The 22783-nt window shown below is 73.0% G+C and carries 22 protein-coding genes and 2 pseudogenes; 15 read left to right on the top strand and 9 right to left on the bottom strand.

Translation table 11 applies throughout. From position 1 onward, the window contains the following. Window positions 1-75 precede the first annotated feature (75 nt). The 3 genes from QMK28_RS22930 (at window position 76) to QMK28_RS22920 (ending at window position 3383) form a co-directional block, all read left to right on the top strand. Window positions 76-861: an electron transfer flavoprotein subunit beta/FixA family protein gene (locus tag QMK28_RS22930; protein WP_326440974.1), complete on the top strand. Its 786-nt coding sequence runs from the start codon at window positions 76-78 to the stop codon at window positions 859-861. A gap of 90 nt (window positions 862-951) precedes the next feature. Continuing rightward, window positions 952-1914 carry an electron transfer flavoprotein subunit alpha/FixB family protein gene (locus QMK28_RS22925; RefSeq protein ID WP_326440973.1) on the top strand — a complete coding sequence of 321 codons (963 nt, stop codon included), beginning with the start codon at window positions 952-954 and terminating at the stop codon, window positions 1912-1914. Window positions 1915-2087: 173 nt separating this feature from the next. Beyond that, window positions 2088-3383, top strand: a complete 1296-nt coding sequence (locus QMK28_RS22920) for a DUF6986 family protein (protein ID WP_326440971.1) — start codon at window positions 2088-2090, stop codon at window positions 3381-3383. Window positions 3384-3494: 111 nt separating this feature from the next. Here the strand turns inward: QMK28_RS22920 and QMK28_RS22915 are convergent, their stop codons facing one another. Beyond that, entirely contained in the window at window positions 3495-4526 is a 1032-nt protein-coding gene (locus tag QMK28_RS22915; RefSeq protein ID WP_326440969.1) for a LacI family DNA-binding transcriptional regulator, read from the bottom strand. 151 nt (window positions 4527-4677) lie between these two features. Here QMK28_RS22915 and QMK28_RS22910 point away from each other — a divergent pair, with 151 nt between their 5' ends. From QMK28_RS22910 to QMK28_RS22900, 3 genes are all read left to right on the top strand, one after another. Next, the gene (locus QMK28_RS22910) at window positions 4678-5646 is read left to right on the top strand and encodes an ROK family protein (RefSeq protein ID WP_326440967.1); all 969 of its coding nucleotides are present in this window, start codon (window positions 4678-4680) and stop codon (window positions 5644-5646) included. A 243-nt stretch (window positions 5647-5889) separates the two neighbouring features. Continuing rightward, on the top strand, window positions 5890-6528 hold the full coding sequence (locus QMK28_RS22905; RefSeq protein WP_326440965.1) for an HAD family hydrolase: 639 nt from the start codon (window positions 5890-5892) through the stop codon (window positions 6526-6528). A gap of 169 nt (window positions 6529-6697) precedes the next feature. Then, window positions 6698-7801, top strand: coding sequence for an NUDIX hydrolase (locus QMK28_RS22900; protein WP_326440963.1), 1104 nt, complete (start codon window positions 6698-6700; stop codon window positions 7799-7801). 37 nt (window positions 7802-7838) lie between these two features. Here QMK28_RS22900 and QMK28_RS22895 read toward each other — a convergent pair whose 3' ends face one another. Beyond that, window positions 7839-9200: a dipeptidase gene (locus QMK28_RS22895; RefSeq protein WP_326440961.1), complete on the bottom strand. Its 1362-nt coding sequence runs from the start codon at window positions 9198-9200 to the stop codon at window positions 7839-7841. A 149-nt stretch (window positions 9201-9349) separates the two neighbouring features. On the opposite strand from QMK28_RS22895, the gene QMK28_RS22890 reads away from it, so the two are divergent. Next, window positions 9350-10615, top strand: coding sequence for a geranylgeranyl reductase family protein (locus tag QMK28_RS22890; protein WP_326440959.1), 1266 nt, complete (start codon window positions 9350-9352; stop codon window positions 10613-10615). 57 nt (window positions 10616-10672) lie between these two features. Here QMK28_RS22890 and QMK28_RS22885 read toward each other — a convergent pair. Both QMK28_RS22885 and QMK28_RS22880 read right to left on the bottom strand, forming a co-directional pair. After that, window positions 10673-10867 (bottom strand): annotated as a pseudogene (locus QMK28_RS22885) (nitroreductase); the annotation flags it as partial. Beyond that, a complete protein-coding gene (locus QMK28_RS22880) occupies window positions 10868-11008 on the bottom strand; it encodes a hypothetical protein (RefSeq protein ID WP_326440955.1) in 141 nt (46 codons plus the stop codon). Window positions 11009-11095: 87 nt separating this feature from the next. Here QMK28_RS22880 and QMK28_RS22875 point away from each other — a divergent pair, with 87 nt between their 5' ends. The 3 genes from QMK28_RS22875 to QMK28_RS22865 are packed head-to-tail and all read left to right on the top strand — an operon-like array spanning window position 11096 to window position 13939. Next, the gene (locus QMK28_RS22875) at window positions 11096-11830 is read left to right on the top strand and encodes a TetR/AcrR family transcriptional regulator (protein ID WP_326440953.1); all 735 of its coding nucleotides are present in this window, start codon (window positions 11096-11098) and stop codon (window positions 11828-11830) included. Between the two features lie 49 nt (window positions 11831-11879). After that, entirely contained in the window at window positions 11880-13277 is a 1398-nt protein-coding gene (locus QMK28_RS22870) for a sensor histidine kinase (protein WP_443050794.1), read from the top strand. After that, complete coding sequence (locus tag QMK28_RS22865) at window positions 13274-13939, top strand: response regulator transcription factor (protein ID WP_326440951.1); 666 nt, start codon at window positions 13274-13276, stop codon at window positions 13937-13939. The genes QMK28_RS22870 and QMK28_RS22865 overlap by 4 nt, the downstream gene beginning before the upstream one ends. Here the strand turns inward: QMK28_RS22865 and QMK28_RS22860 are convergent. Next, window positions 13900-14124: a DUF6332 family protein gene (locus QMK28_RS22860; RefSeq protein WP_326440949.1), complete on the bottom strand. Its 225-nt coding sequence runs from the start codon at window positions 14122-14124 to the stop codon at window positions 13900-13902. The two genes, QMK28_RS22865 and QMK28_RS22860, sit on opposite strands and share 40 nt — an antisense overlap. Before the next feature lie 264 nt (window positions 14125-14388). Here QMK28_RS22860 and QMK28_RS22855 point away from each other — a divergent pair, with 264 nt between their 5' ends. After that, window positions 14389-15111 (top strand): hypothetical protein, encoded by a 723-nt coding sequence (locus QMK28_RS22855; protein ID WP_326440947.1) that lies wholly within the window; start codon window positions 14389-14391, stop codon window positions 15109-15111. A gap of 152 nt (window positions 15112-15263) precedes the next feature. Here QMK28_RS22855 and QMK28_RS22850 read toward each other — a convergent pair whose 3' ends face one another. Both QMK28_RS22850 and QMK28_RS22845 read right to left on the bottom strand, forming a co-directional pair. Beyond that, the gene (locus QMK28_RS22850) at window positions 15264-16052 is read right to left on the bottom strand and encodes a maleylpyruvate isomerase family mycothiol-dependent enzyme (protein WP_326440945.1); all 789 of its coding nucleotides are present in this window, start codon (window positions 16050-16052) and stop codon (window positions 15264-15266) included. Between the two features lie 125 nt (window positions 16053-16177). After that, entirely contained in the window at window positions 16178-17470 is a 1293-nt protein-coding gene (locus QMK28_RS22845) for an MFS transporter (RefSeq protein ID WP_326440943.1), read from the bottom strand. Between the two features lie 17 nt (window positions 17471-17487). On the opposite strand from QMK28_RS22845, the gene QMK28_RS22840 reads away from it, so the two are divergent. Continuing rightward, window positions 17488-18711, top strand: a complete 1224-nt coding sequence (locus QMK28_RS22840; RefSeq protein WP_326440941.1) for an ROK family protein — start codon at window positions 17488-17490, stop codon at window positions 18709-18711. Window positions 18712-18778: 67 nt separating this feature from the next. Here the strand turns inward: QMK28_RS22840 and QMK28_RS22835 are convergent, their stop codons facing one another. Both QMK28_RS22835 and QMK28_RS22830 read right to left on the bottom strand, forming a co-directional pair. Beyond that, window positions 18779-19690: a DUF2797 domain-containing protein gene (locus QMK28_RS22835; RefSeq protein WP_326440939.1), complete on the bottom strand. Its 912-nt coding sequence runs from the start codon at window positions 19688-19690 to the stop codon at window positions 18779-18781. Between the two features lie 151 nt (window positions 19691-19841). Further along, window positions 19842-20628: pseudogene (locus QMK28_RS22830) on the bottom strand (polysaccharide deacetylase family protein). Between the two features lie 384 nt (window positions 20629-21012). Here QMK28_RS22830 and QMK28_RS22825 point away from each other — a divergent pair. From QMK28_RS22825 to QMK28_RS22815, 3 genes are all read left to right on the top strand, one after another. Further along, complete coding sequence (locus QMK28_RS22825) at window positions 21013-21393, top strand: PPOX class F420-dependent oxidoreductase (protein WP_326440937.1); 381 nt, start codon at window positions 21013-21015, stop codon at window positions 21391-21393. A 210-nt stretch (window positions 21394-21603) separates the two neighbouring features. Further along, on the top strand, window positions 21604-21900 hold the full coding sequence (locus QMK28_RS22820; protein ID WP_326440935.1) for an SHOCT domain-containing protein: 297 nt from the start codon (window positions 21604-21606) through the stop codon (window positions 21898-21900). Beyond that, complete coding sequence (locus QMK28_RS22815) at window positions 21897-22679, top strand: ABC transporter ATP-binding protein (RefSeq protein ID WP_326440933.1); 783 nt, start codon at window positions 21897-21899, stop codon at window positions 22677-22679. The genes QMK28_RS22820 and QMK28_RS22815 overlap by 4 nt, the downstream gene beginning before the upstream one ends. The last annotated feature ends 104 nt before the right edge of the window (window positions 22680-22783 follow it).

Raw genomic sequence — 22783 nt, 5'->3', positions numbered from 1 at the left:
TGCCAAGAGAACGCAGCCAGCAGGATTGACCGGGGACGCCCCCGGGCCCGAAGACGATGCAGTAGGAGAGCCGGCGTGAGCTTGAGGATCGTTGTCTGTGTGAAGTACGTGCCCGACGCCACCGGCGACCGGCACTTCGCCGAGGACCTGACCGTCGACCGCGACGACGTGGACGGACTGCTGTCGGAGCTCGACGAGTACGCCGTCGAGCAGGCGCTGCAGATCGCGGCTGAGGCGGATGACGCGGAGATCACCGTGCTGACCGTCGGCCCGGAGGACGCCAAGGACGCGATCCGCAAGGCGCTGTCCATGGGCGCCGACAAGGGTGTGCACGTCGAGGACGAGGGCCTGCACGGCAGCGACGCGCTGGGCACCTCGCTGGTGCTCGCCAAGGCCGTCGAGCACGTCGGCTACGACCTCGTGGTCTGCGGCATGGCGTCCACCGACGGCACGATGGGAGTCCTGCCGGCGATGCTCGCCGAGCGGCTCGGCGTGCCGCAGGTGACGCTGCTGTCCGAGGTCTCGGTGACCGACGGCAAGGTCACCGGCCGTCGCGACGGCGACAGCGCGACCGAGCAGCTCGAAGCCGCGCTGCCGGCCGTCGTGTCCGTGACCGACCAGTCGGGCGAGGCGCGTTACCCCTCGTTCAAGGGCATCATGGCCGCCAAGAAGAAGAAGGTGGAAGCGCTCGACCTGTCGGACCTCGGCATCGAGGCGGACGAGGTCGGCCTCGCCGGTTCCTGGACCAAGGTCGACGAGGCCACCCAGCGCCCGGCGCGCACGGCCGGCACGATCGTGAAGGACGAGGGCGAGGGCGGCAAGCAGCTCGCGGAGTTCCTCGCGAGCCAGAAGTTCATCTAGCGGCTCCGCCTCGCGGGCCGGCAGCTCCTCCGGGCTCCGGCGCCCCTCCCGACCTCCCCAGATTCTTCGCACTCGCAGGAGACCCATCCCATGGCTGAAGTTCTCGTCTATGTCGACCACGTGGACGGCGCCGTCCGCAAGCCCACCCTCGAACTGCTGACGCTCGCGCGCCGCATCGGCGAGCCGGTCGCCCTGTACCTCGGCGCGGGCGCGGACGCCGCCGCCTCGGTGCTCGGCGAGTACGGCGCGGTGAAGGTGCTCGCCGTCGACGCGGCCGAGTTCGCCGACTACCTCGTCGTGCCGAAGGTGGACGCCGTCGAAGCCGCGGTCAAGGCCGTCTCGCCGGCCGCGGTGCTCGTCCCGTCCTCCGCGGAGGGCAAGGAGATCGCGGCCCGCCTCGCGGTGCGCCTCGGCTCCGGCATCATCACCGACGCGGTGGACCTGGAGTCCGGCGCCGAGGGCCCGGTGGCGACGCAGTCCGCCTTCGCGGCCGCGTTCAGCGTCAAGTCCCGGGTCAGCAAGGGCGTCCCGGTCATCACCGTGAAGCCCAACTCGACCGCTCCGCAGGCCGCTCCGGCCGCCGGCACGGTCGAGCAGCTCGCCGTCGCCTTCGACGAGAAGTCCACTGGCACCAAGGTCGTCTCCCGTGTCCCGCGCGAGTCGACCGGCCGCCCGGAGCTGACCGAGGCCGCGATCGTGGTCTCCGGCGGCCGCGGCGTCAACGGCGCCGAGAACTTCCCGGTCATCGAGGGCCTCGCGGACTCGCTCGGCGCGGCCGTCGGCGCTTCCCGCGCCGCCGTCGACGCCGGCTGGTACCCGCACACCAACCAGGTCGGCCAGACCGGCAAGTCCGTCTCGCCGCAGCTCTACATCGCGGCGGGCATCTCCGGTGCGATCCAGCACCGCGCCGGCATGCAGACGTCGAAGACGATCGTGGCCATCAACAAGGACGCCGAGGCCCCGATCTTCGACCTGGTGGACTACGGCGTGGTCGGCGACCTCTTCGCGGTCGTCCCGCAGCTGACGGACGAGGTCAAGACCCGCAAGGGCTGACCCCGTCGACCGACCGCGCCGGGTTCACGAGCCCTGCTCGCACCGAGGCCCCCGCATGCCGGTCATGCGGGGGCCTCGCACGTGCCGGACGGGTGTTGACCTGCGGACGAGGCGCGGATAACTTCGCTCTACGGATAGTTGATTCCATGAAGCGGAAAATAGGAAGGTGCGGAATGGGGCAGCAGGAGACGGTGGCAACAACCCTTGCGGGTGCGGTGAGCGAGAGTGTCGGCGCGTCGCTGACGGGCGTGGACGCGGAGCTCGCGCGCCGCTTCCCGGGCGATCCCGGCACCCGCCAGCCCGTGCACACCGTCTACGTACCCGGCGACGTCTTCGCCGCCGGCACCGTCCGCTCGTGGGGCGCCCAGGCGCTCGCCGCGCTCGATGAGCACGCCCCCGACGCCGAGGCCTTCGCGGGCGTCCTCGGGCTGCCGGACCACCTCGCCGAGGCCGTCTACGACCGCGTCCGCGCCAAGCTGCTGCGCGAGCCGGTCGAGGATCTGCGGATCGACTTCGAGGACGGCTACGGGCCGCGCCCCGACGCCGAGGAGGACGCCGCCGCCGCGCGGGCCGCGCGCCTCGTCGCCGAGGCCGTCGCGGGGAGCGCCGCCCCGGGGGCCGGGAGCGGCTCCGTGCCCCCGTACATCGGCATCCGCATGAAGTGCCTCGAAGCCGCCGTCCGCGACCGCGGCATCCGCACCCTCGACATCTTCCTCACCGGCCTGATGAAGGCCGGCGGACTGCCCGACGGGCTGGTGCTCACGCTGCCCAAGGTCACCTACGCCGAGCAGGTCACCGCGATGGTGCGATTGTGCGAGGAGTTCGAGAAGGCGCACGGGCTCGTGGCCGGCCGGATCGGCTTCGAGATCCAGATCGAGACCACCCAGTCCATCCTGGGCCCCGACGGCCGCGCGACCGTGGCCCTCATGATCGAGGCCGCGCGAGGCCGCGCCACCTCCCTGCACTACGGCACCTTCGACTACAGCGCCTACTGCGGCGTCAGCGCCGCGTACCAGTCGCTGGACCACCCGGTCGCCGACCACGCCAAGGCGGTCATGCAGGTCGCCGCGGCCGGCACCGGCGTCCGGCTCTCCGACGGCTCCACCAACGTGCTGCCGGTCGGCCCGACCCAGCAGGTCCACGACGCCTGGCGGCTGCACCACGGCCTGGTCCGGCGCTCGCTGGCCCGCGCCTACTACCAGGGCTGGGACATGCACCCCGGCCACCTGCCGACCCGCTACGCCGCCGTCTACACCTTCTACCGCGAGGGCCTGGAGCAGGCCGCGGCCCGGCTGACCGCCTACGTCGGCCGCGCGGGCGGCGCCGTGATGGACGAGCCCGCCACGGCCAAGGCGCTCAGCGGCTATCTGCTGCGCGGGCTCGACTGCGGCGCGGTCGACGTCGCGGAGGTCGCACGCCTCACGGGGATGACACGGGCGGATCTGGACACGCTTGCGGGGCGGGGCTGAATTCAGCCCGTTGGGGGCACCCCCGGACGAAGTCTGGGGGAGATTGAGGACACCCCCCACCGGCGGGCTGATCGACCACCACGGTCACCCCACCAGCCGCGCCGCGCGGGCTCAGGGCCGCAACTCGCCCGAGCCCCGCGCGATCAGCCGGGTGGGCAGTTCGACCCGGCGCGGGGCCTCGGCCGCCCCGTCCAGCCGACGGAAGAGCATCTCGGCGGCGGTGCGACCGAGTTGGACGGCGTCCTGGGCGACCACGCTGACGGCGGGGGAGAGCAGGTCGGCGAGTTCGAAGTCGTCGAAGCCGACCAGCGCGACCTTGCGAGTCCGCTGGGCCAGCACCTTGACGGCCGTCACGGTCACCCGGTTGTTGCCCGCGAAGAGCGCGGTGACCGGCTCGGGCGCGTCGAGCATCGTGACCACGGCGTCGCGCACCCGCTCGGGTTCGGTGGGGCCCAGCGAGACCCACGCGTCGGCCACGTCGAGCCCCGCCTCGGCCATCGCGGCGCGGTAGCCGCGCAGCCGCTCCTTGGCGGTGTGGATGCGCGGCTGGTCGCCGATGAAGCCGATCCTGCGGTGGCCGTGCGCTATCAGGTGGGCGACGCCGTCGCGGGCGCCGCCGAAGCTGTCGGAGAGCACCACGTCGGCGTCGATCCGCCCGGCCGGGCGGTCCACGAAGACGGTGGCGATGCCGGCCGCGATCTCCGGCTCCAGATAGCGGTGGTCGTCGCTGGCGGGGACGATCACCAGGCCGTCCACCCGTCGGGCGCAGAAGGCCAGTACGAGTTCCTGTTCGCGCTCGGGGTCCTCGGCGCTGGAGCCGTTGATCAGCAGCGCGCCGTGCGCGCGGGCGACCTCCTCGACGGCGCGGCACAGCGGCGCGTAGAAGGGGTCCGCGAGGTCTTCGAGGACGAGCCCGATGCTGGCGGTGCGGCCCTTGCGCAGGATGCGGGCGCTGTCGTTGCGGCGGAAGCCGAGGGCGGTGATCGCCTCCTGCACGCGCCGCTCGGTGTCCGGGGTGACCCCGGTCTCGCCGTTGACCACCCGGGAGACCGTTTTGAGACCGACCCCGGCGCGCGCGGCGACGTCCTTCATGGTGGGCCGGGTACCGTAACGGCGTTCGGGCGTACGGGCGGTGTCGGCCACTGTGGCGGGTCCTGTCGTCGAACGGGTGCGGCGCCCACTTCTCAGCAGAAGGGGAGTGGCGTCGAGCATAGTCTCTGGACAACGTTGTCAGAAGACGGAAGACTGACCCTCTGAGCACGGTCCTACGCCCCCACCAGGAGATTCCACACCCATGCACACCGACCTCGTCGTCGCGCTGGACATCGGCGGCACCAAGATCGCGGGAGCTCTGGTGGACGGGCACGGGCGACTGCTCGTACGCGCCCAGCGGCCGACCCCCGCCCGCGAGGACGGTGCGACGGTGCTGCGGGCGGTCACCTCGGTGCTCGACGAACTCGCGCGCTCGGGGCGCTGGGCCGCGGCGAGCGCCGTCGGCATCGGCAGTGCGGGCCCGGTCGACGCGTCGCGGGGCACTATCAGCCCGGTCAACATCCCCGGCTGGCGCGACTTCCCGCTCGTCGAGCACGTCCGCGAGCGCGTCGGCGGGCTGCCCGTGACGCTGGTCGGCGACGGGGTGGCGATGACCGCCGCCGAGCACTGGCTCGGCGCGGCGCGCGGCCGGGACAACGCCCTGTGCATGGTCGTCTCGACCGGCGTCGGCGGCGGGCTGGTGCTCGGCGGCCAACTGCACCCCGGCCCCACCGGCAATGCTGGTCACATCGGCCACATCAGCGTCGACCTCGACGGCGACCCCTGCCCCTGCGGCGGACGCGGCTGCGTCGAGCGCATCGCGAGCGGCCCCAACATCGCCCGGCGCGCGCTGCGGGACGGCTGGCTGCCGGGCCCGGACGGCGACGTCACCGCGGCGGCGGTCGCGGCGGGCGCGCGAGCCGGCGACCCGATCGCGCTGGCCTCCTTCGAACGGGCCGCGCGGGCCCTCGCGGCGGGCATCGCGGCCACCGCGACGCTGGTCGAGATCGAGATCGCGGTGATCGGCGGCGGCGTGGCCTCGGCCGGTGACGTCCTCTTCGACCCGCTGCGGCGTGCGCTGCGCGACTACGCGACGCTGTCCTTCGTCCGCGAACTGGTCGTGGTCCCGGCGCGGATGGGAACCGACGCGGGCCTGGTCGGAGCCGCCGCCGCGGCCTCGGATCTGCCCGCCGGCGGGCACAGCCTAAGCTGTGTCCCGCCGAGATCTTAAGCGGCCGAACACGCGTTGCGGCGGAGCGCCGCAGCTGACCACGCCTCCAGCAGGCGCGCGTACTCCGCGCGGTCCTCCGCCGTCCACACCAGCCCCCGACGCGACCGCACAAACAAGCGGATCGCGTCGTTCGCTTCATCGCGAGACAGGCCGCAGCAAGACGCGGGAGGGGAGGGGGCATGGCTCACTTGGTATCCGGGGACGGCGACAAGCGGCCCCTGATACCCGCCCTACCCTGACCGCATGATCCGCACCGTAGCCCTCGACATCGGCGAAACAATCACCCGCGACGACTGCTACTGGAACTCGTGGGCAGACTGGCTCGACGTCCCCCGGCACACGCTCTCCGCACTCGTCGGAGCCGTCGTCGCCCAAGGCCGCGACAACGCCGATGCCGTCCGCCTCCTCAAACCCGGCATCGACGTCGACGCCGGATACGCAGCCCGCGAAGCCGCAGGACTCGGAGAAGCCCTCGACGACACGAACCTGTACCCCGACGTCCGCCCCACCCTCACCACGCTCCGAGCCGCCGGGTTCCGCGTTATCGTCGCCGGGAACCAGACCGTCCGCGCCGGTGAGCTTCTCCGCGACCTCGACCTGCCTGCGGATGCCATCGCCACATCGGGTGAATGGGGCGTCGCCAAACCGTCCGCCGCCTTCTTCGGCCGGGTCGTCGGACTCGCCGCAGTACCGGCCCACGAGATCGTGTATGTCGGCGATCACCCCGCCAACGACGTCGCCCCCGCAGCAGCAGCCGGACTTCGCACCGCACACCTCCGCCGTGGACCCTGGGGCCACCTCTGGGCCGATACCCCAGCCGCCACCCAGGCTGACTGGCGCATCGACTCGCTGGCCGAACTCCCCACGCTCCTCAGTCCGTAGAGAGGGCACAGAACTGGAGCGAGCAAGGGCTGAGAACCGGTCTCCCCGCGCCCGCCGTTCCCTCCGCGACGGAACGTACGCGCGTCAGCGAGCCGTATCGCCGCTCGAACGGGTTTCCGTGGCAGGGTGTTCCGGGCAACTCACAGAGGGCTACGGAAGAGGGGGAACCGTGATCGTCTGGCTGAACGGCGCGTTCGGCGCGGGGAAGAGCGCCGCCGCGCGGGAACTGCTGGACCTGCTGCCGGGCAGTGTGCTATACGAACCGGAGCTGGTCGGGTACGGCCTGCGCGCGATGCTCCCGAGCAAGCGCCTCGACGAAGTGCCGGACTTCCAGGACCTGCCGGCCTGGCGGCGGCTCGTGGTGGAGACCGGAGCGGCCCTCCTCGCGGAGGCGGGCGGACCGCTGGTGGTGCCGATGACTCTGCTCAAGCAGGAGTACCGGGACGAGATCTTCGGCGGCCTCGCCTCCCGGCGGATCGCGGTGCGGCATGTCCTGCTGCACCCGGGCGAATCGATCCTGCGCGGCCGGATCGCCGGGCGCGGGGAGATACCCGCCGGCAGCGGCGGTGACCGGGACGGCGGCGGTCACCGGGACGGCGACAGCGGCCACGGGGGGAGCGCCACCGATGGGGCCGCCGCCGGAACCGTCCGCGACTGGGCCCTCGATCACCTCGCCCCGTACCGGTCGGCGCTGCCGTGGCTGACCGCCGACGCGCACGTCGTGGACACCTCGGAGCTGACCCCCCGGCAGACCGCCGAGCGGGTGGCGGCGGCCGTCCGTGCCGGGGCCGGGGCCTGCGAGATCGTGCAGACCCCCGAGCCGACCGCCGAGACGCTGGCCGCCGGGATGCTGCTCTTCGACGAGGAGGACCGGGTGCTGCTCGTCGACCCCACGTACAAACCCGGCTGGGAGTTCCCCGGCGGGGTCGTCGAGACGGGCGAGCCGCCCGCCCGCGCGGCGGTGCGCGAGGTCGCCGAGGAACTGGGCGTACGGCTGGACGGCTCGCCCCGGCTGCTCGTCATCGACTGGGAGCCGCCCCGGCCGCCCGGCTACGGCGGCATGCGGCTGCTCTTCGACGGCGGCCGGCTCGACGCCTCGCGGATCCGCGACCTGCTGCTGCCCGGCGCGGAGTTGCGCGGCTGGCGCTTCGTCACCGAGGAGGAGGCCGCCGAACTGCTGCCCCCGGAACGCCTGCACCGGCTGCGCTGGGCGCTGCGGGCCCGCGAGCAGGGACGCCCGCTCAACCTCGAAGCGGGGGTCCCGGTCGGCTGACCGGCGCGGGCCGCTCGGCCCGATGGAGGTGTGCGGGTCAGGCCTTGCTGCGGGCGTACTCGGTCAGGAACAGCGCCTCGGTCAAGGAGAGCCGCTCCAGCTCCTCCGGGGAGACGCTCTCGTTGACCGCGTGGATCCGCGCCTCCGGCTCGCTCAGCCCGATGAGCAGGATCTCCGCCTCCGGGTAGAGCGTGGCGAGCGTGTTGCACAGCGGAATGGAGCCGCCCATGCCCGAGGTCTGCATCTCCTCGCCCGGGTAGGCCACCCGCATCGCCGCCGCCATCGACGCGTACGCCGGGCTCTCGGTGTCGGCACGGAACGCCTGCCCCTGGCCGACCTGTTCGACCTCGACCCGCGCGCCCCACGGCGCGGCCGACTCCAGGTGCGAGGTCAGCAGCTTCGTCGCCCCGGCGGCGTCGGTGCCCGGCGGCACCCGCAGGCTCACCAGCGCCCGCGCGCCCGCCTGTACGGACGGGGTGGCGCCGATGACGGGCGGGCAGTCGATGCCCAGGACGGTGACGGCGGGGCGCGCCCAGATGCGGTCGGCGACTGTGCCGGAGCCGATCAACCCGACGCCGTCGAGCACCTTCGCATCCTGCCGGAAGGCGTCCTCCGGGTACTGCAGACCGTCCCAGCTCGCCTCCGCGTCGAGCCCCTCGACCGTCGTGGAGCCGTCGGCCGAGCGCAGCGAGTCCAGAACCCGGATCAGCGCCGCGAGCGCGTCCGGGGCAGCGCCGCCGAACTGCCCGGAGTGCAGATTGCCCTCCAGAGTGTCCACCTTGACGCGGACGAGGGTCATTCCGCGCAGCGTCGCGGTGACGGTCGGCAGCCCGGCCCGGAAGTTCCCGGTGTCGCCGATGACGATGGTGTCGGCACTCAGCAGTTCGGGGTGCGCCTCCGCGTACCGCTCCAGACCGCCGGTGCCCTGCTCCTCGGAACCCTCGCAGATCACCTTGACGTTGACCGGCACGCCGCCGTTGGCCTTGAGCGCCCGCAGCGCGGTCAGGTGCATGATCACGCCGCCCTTGCAGTCGGCCGCGCCGCGCCCGTACCAACGGCCGTCCCGCTCGGTCAGTTCGAACGGCGGGGAGAGCCAGGCGGCCTCGTCGAGCGGCGGCTGCACGTCGTAATGCGCGTACAGCAGCACCGTCGGGGCGCCCGCGGGTCCGGGCAGGAAGCCGTAGACGGACTGGCTGCCGTCCGGGGTGTCGAGCAGCGCGACGTCCTCGAAGCCCTCGGTGCGCAGCGCCTCGGCCACCCAGTTCGCGGCCGCCTCGCACTCGCTCTTCGGGAACTGCGCCGGGTCCGCGACCGACCTGAAGGCGACCAGCTCGGCCAGTTCGGTCCTGGCCCGGGACTGCAGCGAGGCAACGGTTTCGGCGAGCCGGCTCTGCTCCATGGAACGCTCCTTGTCGGCGCGGCGTTAAGTTCGTACAGGTAGACGAATGTACGGCCGATCTTCCCACAGCGGGAGCGCGGTACGGCGCGCCATAGGATGCGGGCGGCAGCAGCCGTAGCCGGTGATCGAAGCAGGAGCAGAAGAACATCGTGAGCAGCGAGAACGAAGACCGGAGCAACGAAGATCCGAGCGACGAGACGGTCTGGGACGTCGTGGTGGTCGGCGCGGGCCCGGCCGGCGCCTCGGCCGCCTATGCCGCCGCCGTCACCGGCCGTCGGGTACTGCTGTTGGAGAAAGCTGAACTACCGCGTTACAAGACATGTGGCGGCGGCATCATCGGGCCGTCGCGCGACGCACTGCCGCCGGGATTCGAACTCCCGCTGCGCGACCGGGTGCACGCCGTGACGTTCTCACTCAACGGCAAGCTCGCCCGCACCCGCCGCTCCAAGCAGACGCTCTTCGGCCTGATCAACCGGCCGGAGTTCGACCAGGCCCTGGTCGAGTCGGCCCAGCAGGCCGGCGCCGTGCTGCGCACCGGCGCGACGGTCTCCCGCGTCGAACAGCACGGCTCCTCGGTCCCGGACCGGCGGACCGTCGCTGTGGTGCTCTCCGACGACGAGGTCGTCCTCGCGCGCTCGGTGGTCGGCGCGGACGGCAGCGCCAGCCGGATAGGGGCGCACGTCGGCGTCAAGCTGGACCAGGTCGACCTCGGTCTGGAAGCGGAGATCCCGGTGCCGGCCACGGTCGCGGAGGACTGGGCGGGCCGGGTGCTCATCGACTGGGGCCCGATGCCCGGAAGTTACGGCTGGGTCTTCCCCAAGGGCGATTCGCTCACCGTCGGAGTGATCTCCGCCCGCGGCGAGGGCGGCGCGACCAAGCGTTACCTGGAGGACTTCATCGCCAGGCTCGGCCTGGCCGGCTTCGAGCCGAGCATCTCCTCCGGACACCTCACCCGCTGCCGCGCCGACGACTCGCCGCTGTCCCGCGGCCGGGTGATGGTCTGCGGCGACGCCGCCGGGCTGCTGGAGCCGTGGACCCGCGAAGGCATCTCCTTCGCGCTGCGCTCCGGACGGCTGGCGGGGGAGTGGGCGGTACGGGTCGCCGAGGCGCACGACGCGGTGGACGCCCGTCGCCAGGCCCTGAACTACGCCTTCGCGATCAAGGCGGGGCTCGGGGTGGAGATGGGGGTCGGCCGGCGGATGCTGGCCATCTTCGAGCGCCGGCCCGGTGTGGTGCACGCCGTACTGACCGGTTTCCGCCCCGCGTGGAACGCCTTCGCGAAGATCACCCGCGGCACGACGACCCTCGCCGAGATCGTCCGCACGTATCCGGCGGCGCGGAGGGCGCTGGGAGCGCTGGACCGGCCGAAGCAGGCGCCCCGGGCAGAACCGGAGTTGGAGCCGCAGAAGCCGTAGTGATCGGCCGCGTTGTCCTCAAGCGCCTGGGGGCACCTCGCGGCCGAATGCTGGGCTGCGTCCGACCCGCAGTTCGCCGCCGCCGGCGGCCCGCATGTTGCGCGCCCACTCGGCTTCGCCGCGGACCGAGACGAGGTACTGCTCGCCTTCAAAGGTGATCGGGTTGACCGGCGCCCGCCGCCATTCGCCGCTCTTGCGGCCCCGCACGGCCAGATCCGAGGACCCGTAGAGGCTGACACCGCGCCGGGCCAGTCAGCCGATGCCGCCGTTGAGCCGCGTCGCGAGGCGGCTGGACTTCGCGTAGTACGTCATGGTGGCTCCCACCGGTCCGGGTCGTGCTCGATGTCGGCCGTGCGGTCCCGCACGGATACCGAGAGCGGTGCTCTCGCTCATGAGCAGTGTGCCACCGCTCGGCGAGTCGGAGCAAGAGCAGTGCTCTCGTTGTTGGTCGATGCTCCGTTCGGTGGCAGACTGTCCGGCATGAACGCGATCAAGGGGGCCCGGGAACGGGCCCGCAGAGAAGTGACCGCCGCCATCAAGGACGAGGCGCGCCGGCATCTGGCCGCGGAGGGCGCGGCCAAGCTCTCGCTGCGGGCCGTGGCCCGTGAACTCGGCATGGCCTCCTCCGCGCTCTACCGCTACTTCCCCAGCCGCGAGGAACTGCTCACCGCGCTCATCGTCGACGCCTACGACGCCCTCGGCGAGGCCGCCGAGCGCGCCCTGGCCACGGCGGACCGGACCGACCCAGCCGCCCGCTGGCTCGCGGTCTGCCGGGCGGTACGGCACTGGGCGCTGGACCGCCCGCACGAATACGCGCTGATCTACGGCTCGCCCGTGCCCGGCTACACCGCCCCCGCCGAGACGATCGCACCCGCGTCCCGCGTCGGCCACGCCCTGATCAGCGTCGCGCGCGACGCGCACGCCGCGGGCGTCCTGCGGGTGCCGGCGGGCTGGGCCGCGCCGCCGAGCGGCCTCGACCGGGACGCGGCGCGACTGGCGGCCGAACTGGCCCCCGAGTTGCCCGCCGCCGCCGTCGTGGCCCTGGTCGCGGCCTGGGCGCAGCTCTTCGGGCTGCTCAACTTCGAGCTCTTCGGCCAGTTCAACCGGGTGGTCGACGCGCGCGCCGAATTGTTCGCTCACGCCGCCGCCGGTCTGGCCCGGCAGATCGGGCTGTCTACTCCCGCGGGAGTAGACGCGATCGCAGCTCAGGGCTGACGCCCCGGCGCCCGTCGCGGGCTAGCGTGGCCGGTATGAGTGAGACGGAATGAGCGAGCGAGGGCGCCAGGGGCCGGTGGTGGGGTGCGCCGCCGGCCCGCGCCGGGCGGGCCCGCTGGGCCGGAAGCCGTCGCCGGGGCGGCGGGGCCGCTCCGGCGACTCCCTGCTGGGACTGCCCTGGATGTCGTCGCTGGCAGTGGCGGTCGTCCAGATGGTCGGCACGTACTTCGCCTCCGAGAACCAGCTCGACCGGGAGCCGCTCGACACCTTCGCCCGGGTGCTCGTACTCGTCGGGCCGGCCGCGCTGCTGCTGCGCCACCGCTACCCCGTGCCGACGGTCTTCGTCGCCGCGGGTGCGGCCATGGTCTACCTCGGCGCGGGGTACGCGTACGGCCCGGTCCTGGTCAGCGTCGTCATCGCCTCCTTCACCGCGATCGTGTCCGGCCACCGCAGAGCGGTCTGGGGCGCGCTCGGCATGCTGTGGACCGGCCATCTGCTCATCGCGCACTGGCTCTACGCTCTGCTGCCGCCGTCCGGCGACGGGCCGGCTCCCTGGGGGCAGGAGGGGGTGGTCGCCGCCTGGGTGGTGGCGATCCTCGCCGCCTCCGAGCTGGCGCGGGTACGCCGCGAGCAACTGGCCCGTGCCCGCGCGGAAGAGGAGGAGGCCGAGCGGCGGCGCGCGGGCGAGGAGCGGCTGCGGATCGCCCGGGAGCTGCACGACGTCCTCGCGCACAGCATCTCCGTGATCAATGTGCAGGCCGGGGTCGGCCTCGCGCTGCTCGACCAGGACCCCGAGCAGGCCCGCACCGCGCTCACCACTATCAAGGCGGCCAGCAAGGAGGCGCTCGGCGAGGTCCGCCAGGTCCTCGACACCCTCCGCGCCCCCGGCGACGCGCCCCGCTCGCCCGCGCCCGGCCTCGACCGGCTGGGCGAGCTGACCGAACAGGCTGCCGGAGCGGGCCTGTCGGTGGACCTCTCGGTCGAGGGGGCGCGTACGGCACTGCCGCCCGGCGCCGACCTCGCGGCCTTCCGCATCGTCCAGGAGGCGCTCACCAACATCGTCCGGCACTCCGGCTCGCGCGCCGCGCGGGTCCGGCTGGACTACGCTCCCCGGCTGCTCGCCATCCGGATCGACGACGACGGCCCGGCCACCGGCGGCGGCCCGAGCGGCGGCGGCAACGGCCTGGTCGGCATGCGCGAGCGCGCCGCCGCGCTCGGCGGCACGATCGAGGCGGGCCCGCGTCCGGACGGCGGCTTCCGGGTGCTCGCCCGCCTCCCGCTCGCGGATACGGACGCCGATGCGGATGCGGACACCGAGCCTGCGACCGAGTCGGTGGAGCCGGTGACCGCGACAGGTCCGGCGGCCCCGGCCGTTTCAGCGGGACTGTCGCCCGTTCCGGATACGGTGGGGCCCGCCCCGGAGACCCCGGAGAAGGAGAGCCCGTGATCCGCGTCCTGCTCGCCGACGATCAACTGCTGGTCCGCGCCGGTTTCCGCGCGCTGCTCGACGCGCAGCCCGACATCGAGGTGACAGGTGAGGCCGCCGACGGCGAGCAGGCGTTCCGGCTGGTGCGCGAACTGCGCCCGGACGCCGTCCTGATGGACATCCGGATGCCGCTCCTCGACGGACTCGCCGCGACCCGGCGCATCACCGAGGACCCGGAGCTCGCCGAGGTGAAGGTCGTCATGCTGACCACCTTCGAGCTCGACGAGTACGTCTTCGAGGCCATCCGCTCGGGCGCCTCCGGCTTTCTGGTCAAGGACACCGAGCCGGAGGAACTGATCCGCGCGGTACGGGCCGTGGTGGACGGTGACGCGCTGCTCTCGCCGGGCGTCACCCGCCGCCTGATCGCCGAGTTCGCGGCCCGCTCCAAGGAGCCGAGCGGCGTCGCGGGCCTGGACCAGCTGACCGAACGCGAGCGCGAGGTCATGGCGTTGGTCGGCATAGGGCTCTCCAACGAGGAGATCGCCCGCCGGCTGGTCGTCAGCCCGCTCACGGCCAAGACCCACGTCAGCCGCACGATGGTCAAACTAGCGGCCCGCGACCGGGCCCAACTGGTCGTCCTCGCCTACGAGTCGGGGCTGGTCCGCCCCGGCTGGCTCGGCTGACGCCACAGCCCGCGCACCACCCGTACGACGAACCCCAGCGCTGCCGCAGCAGCGGCGGCCATGAGCAGCGGCTTCTCCGTCGTGCCGGGCAGGTCCGCGAAGAAGACGGGGCTCGCGATGACGAGGAAGAGAACGGCCGCCAGTATCGCGCCGGTGGTGACCGCGAACATGATCTCGACCGTCATCACGTCGCGGTCGGCCTGACTGCGGTGGACATGCCCGCAGTCTGCCATTCCCTTGGCGGGGGCGGCGGAGTGTCGGCGCGGCGGACGCCGGATGGCCTGGGGCAACCGTTGCGGTGAGCGCGTTGGCGCCGTGACGGGCAAGGTTCTCTCCGGACCCCGGGCGATTGAGGACACCGCGGCCGAAGAGCGCGTAACCCTGGGGGCACCTCCCGGACGGAGTCCGGTGGATGAGCCTCGCCGGTCACGGCATTAGCATGCCTCTCCATGAACGACGACCTGCGCAACATCGTCCTCGGTCTGGTCGCGGCCGGGATCAGCGCGGCGATGGGCTGGTTCGCCCGGACCTACCTGTGGCGGCGCACGCTCCGCCGTAAGCAGCGCTTCTTCGGCCTGCCCACGCACTCCGACTGCCTGCTGGTGGTCAACCGGTCGGCCGGAGGCGGTGATTGGACCGTCGCCAGGCGGGACGTGTTCGCGCTGTTGGAACTCTCCGCGCTGATCAAGGACTGCGGGGCGCACGCGCGCATCGTCGCGCACGACACGGCCGAGCAGGGCTTCGGGTACCGGACGGAGTTCTGCGTCGGCGGCCCCGTCTCCAACCAGCGGATGGCGGCCCATCTGCGCTCCCTGCTGCCCGGAATCGAAGTCAACACGGACTCCGGGCCGGGCCCCGAGCGAGGCGCGTTCCGGGTCGGCGGCGAGAGCTACCGCTGGGAACGGGGGGCGGTCGAGCACGTCATCGTCGCCCGGCTGACCACCGGGCCGACGGACCGCCCGGTCTTCCTCTCCAGCGGACAGCACTCGATAGCCAATCAGGCCGCCGTCCGGTATCTGGCCCGCAACCACGCGAAGTTGGCGCGCAGCTACGGGGATGACACCTTCTGCCTGCTGCTCAAGGTCGTCAACTCGCGTGCCTACGGCCCCGATGTGGTGGAACTGGTCTCCGATGTGACCCGCGAGGCCACCTCGCCACCGCTGCCCGCCTAGTCCTTGGCGGGCTTGCGCCGTACGTAGAGCTGCTTGCGCACCCGCGCGACGACCTTGCCGTCCGCGCCGATGATGTCGTTCTCGAACCAGGGCAGGCTCGGCTGCGGGGCAGGGCTCGCCCGCGCCCCCGCCCCGCAGCCGGCGGCTCGGGCTCAGGTGACGGCCGACTGCTCCAGCCACAGCCGGGCGAGGGCAGGGTCGCCGGTGACCGCGAGGTCGGTGACCGGCAGGCGGTTCCACAGCGCGAAGTAGAGGTCGGCGGCCGGCCCGCTCAGCTCGCAGTCGACCGCTTCCGCGCTCGCGTCCACGCGCTGTGCCGCATCCGTCTCCGATGCCCCTCGCGGGTGCTCCGTGCGTTCCGTACGCGGCGGTTCCCCGGAGAGGCGTACCGTCCAGCTCACCGACGCGTCCGTGGGGCGGACGCGCAGGGTGCGCGGGGTATCGGTGCGGACCTTGCTCTTGGAGCGCCCGTGGAATCCGACCAGCAGCTCGTCGATTCCGTCGCTCGCGAAGTCCGCCGTGACGGGGGTGAGGGATGTCCGCAGAGCGGCTTCCGCGTCCACCCGGTGGATCGCCGTCTCGTGCGCCTGGCGTCGCGCCCAGAAGGCGAGCGGCGACGGGGCGGGCAGGAACGTCCAGGAGTTGAGATCGTGCGGGGCGGCGGTCAGGGCCTCGACCAACAGGCCGTGTCCGTCACGGAACCAGCTGATCAGCTCTTCGCCGTCCAGACCGGGGCCGCTCGGCGGCCGGACCGGTTCGGTCAGTCGCTCGACGAGGAACCGGGTGGCCCAGCGGTGCACCAGACCGGTGTGTTCGACCAGATCCCGCACCCGCCATTGCGGACAGTCGGGGACTTCGGCCTCGACTCCGGCCTTCTGTGCGGCGTCGGCGAGGAGTTGGCCGTCCCGCCGCAGGTTTCCGATGTGGTCGGCAGTTTTCATGTCAGGGATGGTAAACGGAGGCGGTGCGGGCCCTGGGTGCGGGTACTCCATCGCTGCCGGTTGCATGGGGGAGCGCTGGGCGGCAGTTGGTGTGCGGGGGTGGGGCGACAGGCGGTTGCCGGGCGTCAGCCGGGGCTCGTCGCCGTGGCGCGCCTGGTGCCGTACGCGATGGCGGCGGCCACGCCCGCGAGCAGCGCGACGGTGGTGAGCGCGGCCGGCAGCGAGAACCAGTCGGCGAGGAAGCCGATGGAGGGCGGGCCGAGCAGCATCCCGCCGTAGCCGAGGGTGGACGCGGCCGCGACGCCGCTCGGCCCGGCCAGGGCGCCCGCGCGCTCGACGGCGACCGGGAAGAGGTTGGCGAGCCCGATGCCGGTGACGGCGAAGCCGAGCAGGGTGAGCCAGATGGACGGGGCGAGGGCCCCGAGCAGCATCCCGAGGGCGGCCGTCGAGCCGCCCGCTACCAGCGCGCGGGTCTGGCCGAGGCGTTCGAGCAGCGCTGTGCCGGAGAGCCGGCCGATGGTCATGGTGAGGGCGAAGACGGAGTAGCCGGCGGCGGCGAGCCCCGGGTGCGCGTGCAGATCCTGTTCCAGGTGCAGCGCGCCCCAGTCGGCGAGCGCCCCTTCGCCGTACGCCGTGCACAGCGCGATCAGCCCGAAGATGACGACGAGTCGGCGGGCCCGGCCGGTCATGCCCGGCCGCGCGGGCCGCACGGCCCGGTCCGCTGCCGTACGGGGGGTCGTGCGGGCCGTCGTACGGGCGGCTCCCGGAGCGACCGGCGCGTCCTGCGCGGCGCCGGGGCGCGGCGCGGGGCGGGTCATCAGCACGCGCCCGGCGAGCGCGGTGACGACCAGGCCGACGACGCTGAGGATCAGCAGATGCCGGACGGGGGAGAGGCCGCCCGCGACCAGGCCGCCCAGCCCCGCGCCGACCATGCCGCCGAGGCTGAACGCGGCGTGGAAGGTCGGCATCACCGGGCGGCGGACCGCCGCGACGAGATCGACGGCCGCGCTGTTCATCGCGACGTTGACGCCGCCGTAGGCCGCGCCGAAGACCAACAGCACGAGTCCCAGGGCGAGAACCGAATGGGTCAGCGGCGGAAGTGCGATGCTGAGGGACAGCAGAACGGCGGCCACGACCGTCACCGGGTGGTTGCCGAAGCGGCGGCAGAGCCGTCCGGTGACCATCATGGTGGCCACCGCACCGGCGGAGACGCCGAGCAGTGCCAGCCCGAGGTCGCCCGTGTCGGCCCCGGTCTGCTGCTTGATCGCGGGGATACGGACCACCCAACCGGCGAAGATGAAGCCGTCCAGGGCGAAGAACGCGGTCAGCGAGAGGCGGAGGCGGGAGAGGGCCGGGTCGGCGCTCACACCGCGACGCGCTCCGGGAAAGACCGTCCGGAGTTTGTTTATTGTCGGCACAAAGTGAGAATAGGGGCGTGACCCTGACTCGGACAAGGCTGGAGAGAGGCCGTGGCGCCCTCGGCCCGGCGCTTGAGCTCGTACACACCGGCCGCGCGCCCACCCGCGCCGTGCTCACCGCTGAGCTCGGTGTGACCCGCGCCACGGCCGGGGCCGTCGCCGCGGAACTCGAAGCGCTCGGCCTCATCCAGGTCGACGCCCGGCCCGGCGCCGCCGCCGGATCGCAGGGGCGGCCCTCGCACCGGCTTTCCGTCGCGCCCGGCGGACCCGTCGTCCTCGCCGCCCAGGTGCACGCCGACGGCTTCCGCGCCGCGCTGGTCGGTCTCGGCGGCACGATCGTCGCGACCGCGCCGGGCTGCGTGACGGTCTCGGCCGACCCGGTGGACGTACTCGCCGAGGTCGTGGCGGCCGGGGCCGCGCTGTTGCGGGAGACCGGCCGCCGCTGCCTCGGCGCGGGCCTCGCCGTACCCTCGGCGGTCGCCGAACCGGAGGGTGAGGCGCTCAACCCGCTGCACCTCGCGTGGCCCCAGGGAGCCCCGGTCCGCGAGATCTTCAGCCAGTGCCTCGCGGGCGCGGGCATCCCCGGCGCGGGCGGCGCGACGGCCGTCGGCGTCACCGGCAACGACGTCAACCTCGCGGCCCTCGCCGAACACCGGCACGGCGCGGGCCGCGGAGCGCGGCACCTGCTCTGCGTCGCCACCGGCCACCGCGGCGTCGGCGGCGCGCTCGTCCTCGACGGGCGGCTGCACAGCGGCAGTTCGGGCCTAGCCCTGGAGGTCGGCCACCTCACCGTGTGCCCGGAGGGGCAGCTCTGCTACTGCGGCAGCCGCGGCTGCCTCGACGTCGAGACCGACCCGCTGGCCTTTGTCACCGCCGCCGGCCGCGAACCCGGCCCGGAGGTCTCGCTGCTTCAGCAGTCCCGCGACCTGCTCCGCACGGAGTACGCCGACCCGGCCGTACGGAGCGCGGCGCACAGCCTCATCGACCGGCTCGGCATCGGACTGGCCGGGCTGGTGAACATCCTCAACCCGGACCGGATCATCCTCGGCGGCCTGCACCGCGAACTGCTCGACGCCGACGCCGACCGGCTGCGCTCCGTCGTCGCGGACCGCAGCCTGTGGGGGCAGAGCGGCAGCGTGCCGATCCTGCCGTGCACGCTCGACCACAACAGCCTGGTCGGCGCGGCGGAGTTGGCGTGGCAGCCGGTGCTGGACGATCCGCTGGCCGCGTTGGGGGGGTAGCTCGGGGACGGGTCGGGGGCGGTCCGCCCGGACGGGCCTCGGCTCAGATCCCGGACGGGCCCTCGGCTCAGAACAGCGTCTGCGGCGGAGCAGCCGGCTGCTCCAGCGCGCGGACGGGCGCGGTGGCCGGCTCGCCCGGAGCCGCTCTGCCGAGCACCCAGCCGGACGCGAGCTTGGCGTCCAGGAGCAACAGGCCCTCGCCCGAGCCCTGTTCCAGATACAGATCGGTGCCCGCGACCGCGCGCAGCACGCCACCGACGCCGGTGCCCGGAGCCAGCTCCGTGACGAGCCCGGTGGGGCGCGGCGGGTCCGGTTCGAGGCCGAACAGCTCAGCGTGGTCGACGAGTTCGTACGGGTCGGGGTTCAGGGTCTCGGTCCACTCCGGCACGGAGGCCGCCGCCTCGTACAGGGCGCGCACTTCGGCCGCCCGGTCTTCTACGCCCGGCAGGGCGAGCCGGGCGGCGCGCTTGGCGGGCGTCGACACGCGGTCCGGGATGCCGAGCGCGCCGCCGAGGACGGACTCCGCCCGGCGGGCGGCCATCAGCGGGCCCCGGCCGAGGAAGGTGAAGCAGACGGCGGCCTGCTCCAGCAGACGGGCCGGCCCCCGAGCCGTCCCCGTGATGCCGACCTTGCACAGGCCGGGCCCGAACCAGGCGAGGTAGACCGCGTACGGGCGCGGGTCGTCCAACTGGGTGTCGGCGGCCACCGACCGCGAGCGGTCCAGGGCCGCGCAGACCTCGCACTGGTCACGGCGGGCCTGCGCCGGGACGGTGGCGGAGTCCGGACACGGGGTGAGGCGACCCGAGCGCCGCACGCCCAGGCACCGCCGCCGCGCCTCGGGGCCGACCGCGAGCGCCATCGGCTCGCCGAGCCGGATCGGGCTCTCGCGGTCACCGTGCTCGGGATGCGACCAGGTCCATGCCGGGCCGCCGTCCTGCCAGCGCAGCCCGGTGCACCGCCACTGCTCCGTCTGCCGCATGGGGCCATCGTAGGCGGCGGGGGCGGAGCGTCGTTGCCCGGCGATCTTCGCGGGCGGGCGCGCGGGATCGTGGGGAGCCCTGCGTTCACGGCCGCCGGACTGACGTCCCAAGGCCGACCGGGCTCGGGCGGCCGACGCCCGCAGTCACCCTCTAGGGCTTGTAGACCTTGCCCGGCTCGGCCTTGGCCGGTGCCAGCAGTTGGGACACCGTGACGATGGTGTAGCCGCGTTTCTTGAGCTCTTTGACGATTCCTGGGACGGCGGGCACCGTCCCCTTGTAGATGTCGTGGAGCAGGATGATGCCGTCGCGATCGGTCTGCTCCAGCACCCGCTTCTTGATGAGGGCGGAGTCGTTCGTCCGGTAATCCTTGGCGGTCACGCTCCACAGGACCTGCGCGAGGCCGAGTTCGCGGCTGATCCTGGTGACCCGTTCGTCGGTACGGCCCTGCGGCGGGCGCATCAGGACGGGCTTGCGGCCGGTGAGCTTCTCAATGGCCTTCTGGGGGCGGGAGAGCTGCTCGCGGACCTCGGCGTCATCGGAATCGGTCAGGATCTTGTGCGACCAGGTGTGGTTGGCGAGCTCGTGCCCCTCGGCCGCGATGCGGCGCACGGTGGCCGGGTGCTTCTCGATGTGGTTCTTGCCGAGCATGAAGAAGCTCGCGTGCACCTTCTCCTTCTTGAGGATGTTCAGCAGCCGGGGGGTGTTCTCGCTGGGCCCTGCGTCGAAGGTCAGGGCGACGCACTTGGCCTTGCCGCAGTCGACGCCGTCGCTCAGCGCCTGCGCTCCGCCCTTGGCCTTGTCCGACGCCTCGTCCCTGGCGCTGCGCGGGGAGGTGGCTCTCGTACGAGGCGCAGCCGCCCAGTACGAGAGCCAGGGAGGTGGCCGCCAGCAGGCCGGCTGCCAGCCGTATTCGGCGTGCGGACATGTTTTTGGGCATGGTGGCGTCTTCTTTCGGCGTTGGTGGGGAAAAGCGGCCCGGCGGCGGCCTGATGCGCTGGAGCCCGCGCCCTGTTTTGCGGCAGGGAGAAGCGTCGGATGTGCCGATGGGCGGCACGAGTGGTGGCGTTACCGCTGGTTGGGCCGGAGGCTGTGAGCGCCGAGGTCGAGGTCGGGACCGGGTCCGACTTCTAGGCCGTCAGGGCCGGCGGTCCCGGTGGTCGAGGCAGGCTCGTAGCTCTGGTCCGTGGCGTGCACCGGACGCGAGCGAACACCCCGAGCAGGGCGAGGGTGATGGCATGAGCAGTACTATACATGCGACGTATACATGGCGTGTATAGCTACCCAAGGAGGTGTGCGAACGCGTCCACTAGGCTTCCCCTCCATGATCCCCGATGAGATCGCCCGCAGCCCGTACATCAGCTTGGTCACCTTCCGCCGCGACGGCACCCCCGTGCCGACCCCCGTCTGGGCGGCCTCGGACGGCGCCGAGTTGATCGTGTGGACCAGGGACGACAGCTGGAAGGTCAAGCGGCTGCGCAAGGACGACCGGGTCACGGTCACCGTGTGCGACGTACGCGGCGGAATCCAGGACGGGGCCGTGAGCGCGGAGGGGACCGCCCGGCTGCTGGGAGCGGCCGAGATTCCCCAGGTGCGCAAGACGCTGGCCCGGAAGTACGGCCTGAGGTTCCGGATCATCGACTCGGGCGGCGCGCTGATGCGGCTCGGCAAGCGACCGCATGTGGGCATCGCCATCACGCTCTGAGCCGGCTGCCGCGTGCGCGCCGGGGCGCACGGCCGGTCCCCGCGCGCCCTCCCGACCGGCGCTCCGCGGGCACCGGAGGTAGTCGCGGGCGGCGCGCGTACTTCCCCGGTGGTACGCGCACTGCCGCTGGCTGTACGACGACCTGAACGGCGCGGAGGACGACGCTCGGTAGTGGCAGAGAACAGCCCACTACCGAGGAGCTGAACCACGATGGACACGCTGAACCTGGCCTGGAACGACGGACACGGGCCCGGCCCGTGGATTATCTTCTTCCCGCTGATCTGGGCCGCGGTCGTGATCGGAGTCGTCACCGTGCTGCGCCGCACCGTATGGCGCGGCCGGAACCGCGGCCCCCGGCAGCAGCGCGCCGGATACAGCGAGCAGTCACCGGTCGCGGTGCTCGGCCGACGGTTCGCCGCCGGTGAGATCGACGAGGACGAATACTGGCGCCGGCTCTCCGTCCTCGACGCGGAGTTCGGCCGCGAGGGCAAGGGCGGTGCGGCATGAGCGCCGGCACCACGACCGCCGGGGCCGCGGTCACCGATACCGTGACCGCCGCCCGGGTGGTCGACGCCGTCAAGGTCTACGGCAGCGGCGACACCGAGGTGCGGGCCCTGGACGGGGTGAGCGTCGACTTCCCCGTCGGACGCTTCACCGCGATCATGGGCCCGTCCGGCTCCGGCAAGTCGACGCTGATGCACTGCGCGGCCGGCCTCGACACCCTCACCTCGGGCGCCGCCTTCATCTCCGAGACCGAGCTCAGCGGCCTCGACGACGGCCGGCTGACCCTGCTGCGCCGCGAGCGCATCGGCTTCGTCTTCCAGGCTTTCAACCTCATCCCGACGCTCACCGTCGCCGAGAACATCACCCTCCCGCAGGACCTCGCCGGGGGCCGGGGCGAGCCCGAGTGGACCCAGACGCTCATCGACGTGGTCGGGCTGTGCGACCGGCTGCACCACCGGCCGAGCGAACTCTCCGGCGGCCAGCAGCAGCGCGTCGCCGTCGCCCGCGCCCTCGCGAGCCGGCCCGACGTGGTCTTCGCGGACGAACCGACCGGCAACCTCGACTCGCGCTCCGGTGCGGAAGTGCTCCGGCTGCTCGGCCGGGCCGTGCGGGAGATGGGCCGCACGGTCGTCATGGTCACGCACGACCCGGTGGCGGCGGCCCACGCCGACGAGGTGGTCTTCCTCGCCGACGGCCGCCTCGTCGACCGGATGGCAGGCCCCACCGCCGAGCGCGTCCTCGACCGGCTGAAGGCCTTCGACACGAAGGGAGCACCGTCATGAGCGGCGACCGCCGCACCGGCGCATCCGCCGGTGAGCGAGCCGGCGCGAACCGCGCCGCGCCGTCGGGCAGACCAGGGCGCAACTGCGGGCCATGGTGCGCTGGG

Origin of the sequence: Streptomyces sp. H27-D2 (assembly GCF_035828615.1) — a bacterium.
GTDB lineage: Bacteria > Actinomycetota > Actinomycetes > Streptomycetales > Streptomycetaceae > Streptomyces.
Note: the sequence above shows the minus strand (reverse complement) of the source record. Positions and strands in the feature narration are given on the sequence as shown.

What these genes read in the sequence shown, in the direction of transcription:
- QMK28_RS22925 (WP_326440973.1), top strand. Translation starts at nt 952, where the DNA reads ATGGCTGAAGTTCTCGTCTATGTCGACCACGTGGACGGCGCCGTCCGC.
- QMK28_RS22920 (WP_326440971.1), top strand. Translation starts at nt 2,088, where the DNA reads ATGGGGCAGCAGGAGACGGTGGCAACAACCCTTGCGGGTGCGGTGAGC.
- QMK28_RS22910 (WP_326440967.1), top strand. Translation starts at nt 4,678, where the DNA reads ATGCACACCGACCTCGTCGTCGCGCTGGACATCGGCGGCACCAAGATC.
- QMK28_RS22905 (WP_326440965.1), top strand. Translation starts at nt 5,890, where the DNA reads ATGATCCGCACCGTAGCCCTCGACATCGGCGAAACAATCACCCGCGAC.
- QMK28_RS22895 (WP_326440961.1), bottom strand. Translation starts at nt 9,200, where the DNA reads ATGGAGCAGAGCCGGCTCGCCGAAACCGTTGCCTCGCTGCAGTCCCGG.
- QMK28_RS22880 (WP_326440955.1), bottom strand. Translation starts at nt 11,008, where the DNA reads ATGAGCGAGAGCACCGCTCTCGGTATCCGTGCGGGACCGCACGGCCGA.
- QMK28_RS22875 (WP_326440953.1), top strand. Translation starts at nt 11,096, where the DNA reads ATGAACGCGATCAAGGGGGCCCGGGAACGGGCCCGCAGAGAAGTGACC.
- QMK28_RS22870 (WP_443050794.1), top strand. Translation starts at nt 11,880, where the DNA reads ATGAGCGAGCGAGGGCGCCAGGGGCCGGTGGTGGGGTGCGCCGCCGGC.
- QMK28_RS22860 (WP_326440949.1), bottom strand. Translation starts at nt 14,124, where the DNA reads ATGACGGTCGAGATCATGTTCGCGGTCACCACCGGCGCGATACTGGCG.
- QMK28_RS22855 (WP_326440947.1), top strand. Translation starts at nt 14,389, where the DNA reads ATGAACGACGACCTGCGCAACATCGTCCTCGGTCTGGTCGCGGCCGGG.
- QMK28_RS22850 (WP_326440945.1), bottom strand. Translation starts at nt 16,052, where the DNA reads ATGAAAACTGCCGACCACATCGGAAACCTGCGGCGGGACGGCCAACTC.
- QMK28_RS22835 (WP_326440939.1), bottom strand. Translation starts at nt 19,690, where the DNA reads ATGCGGCAGACGGAGCAGTGGCGGTGCACCGGGCTGCGCTGGCAGGAC.
- QMK28_RS22825 (WP_326440937.1), top strand. Translation starts at nt 21,013, where the DNA reads ATGATCCCCGATGAGATCGCCCGCAGCCCGTACATCAGCTTGGTCACC.
- QMK28_RS22820 (WP_326440935.1), top strand. Translation starts at nt 21,604, where the DNA reads ATGGACACGCTGAACCTGGCCTGGAACGACGGACACGGGCCCGGCCCG.
- QMK28_RS22815 (WP_326440933.1), top strand. Translation starts at nt 21,897, where the DNA reads ATGAGCGCCGGCACCACGACCGCCGGGGCCGCGGTCACCGATACCGTG.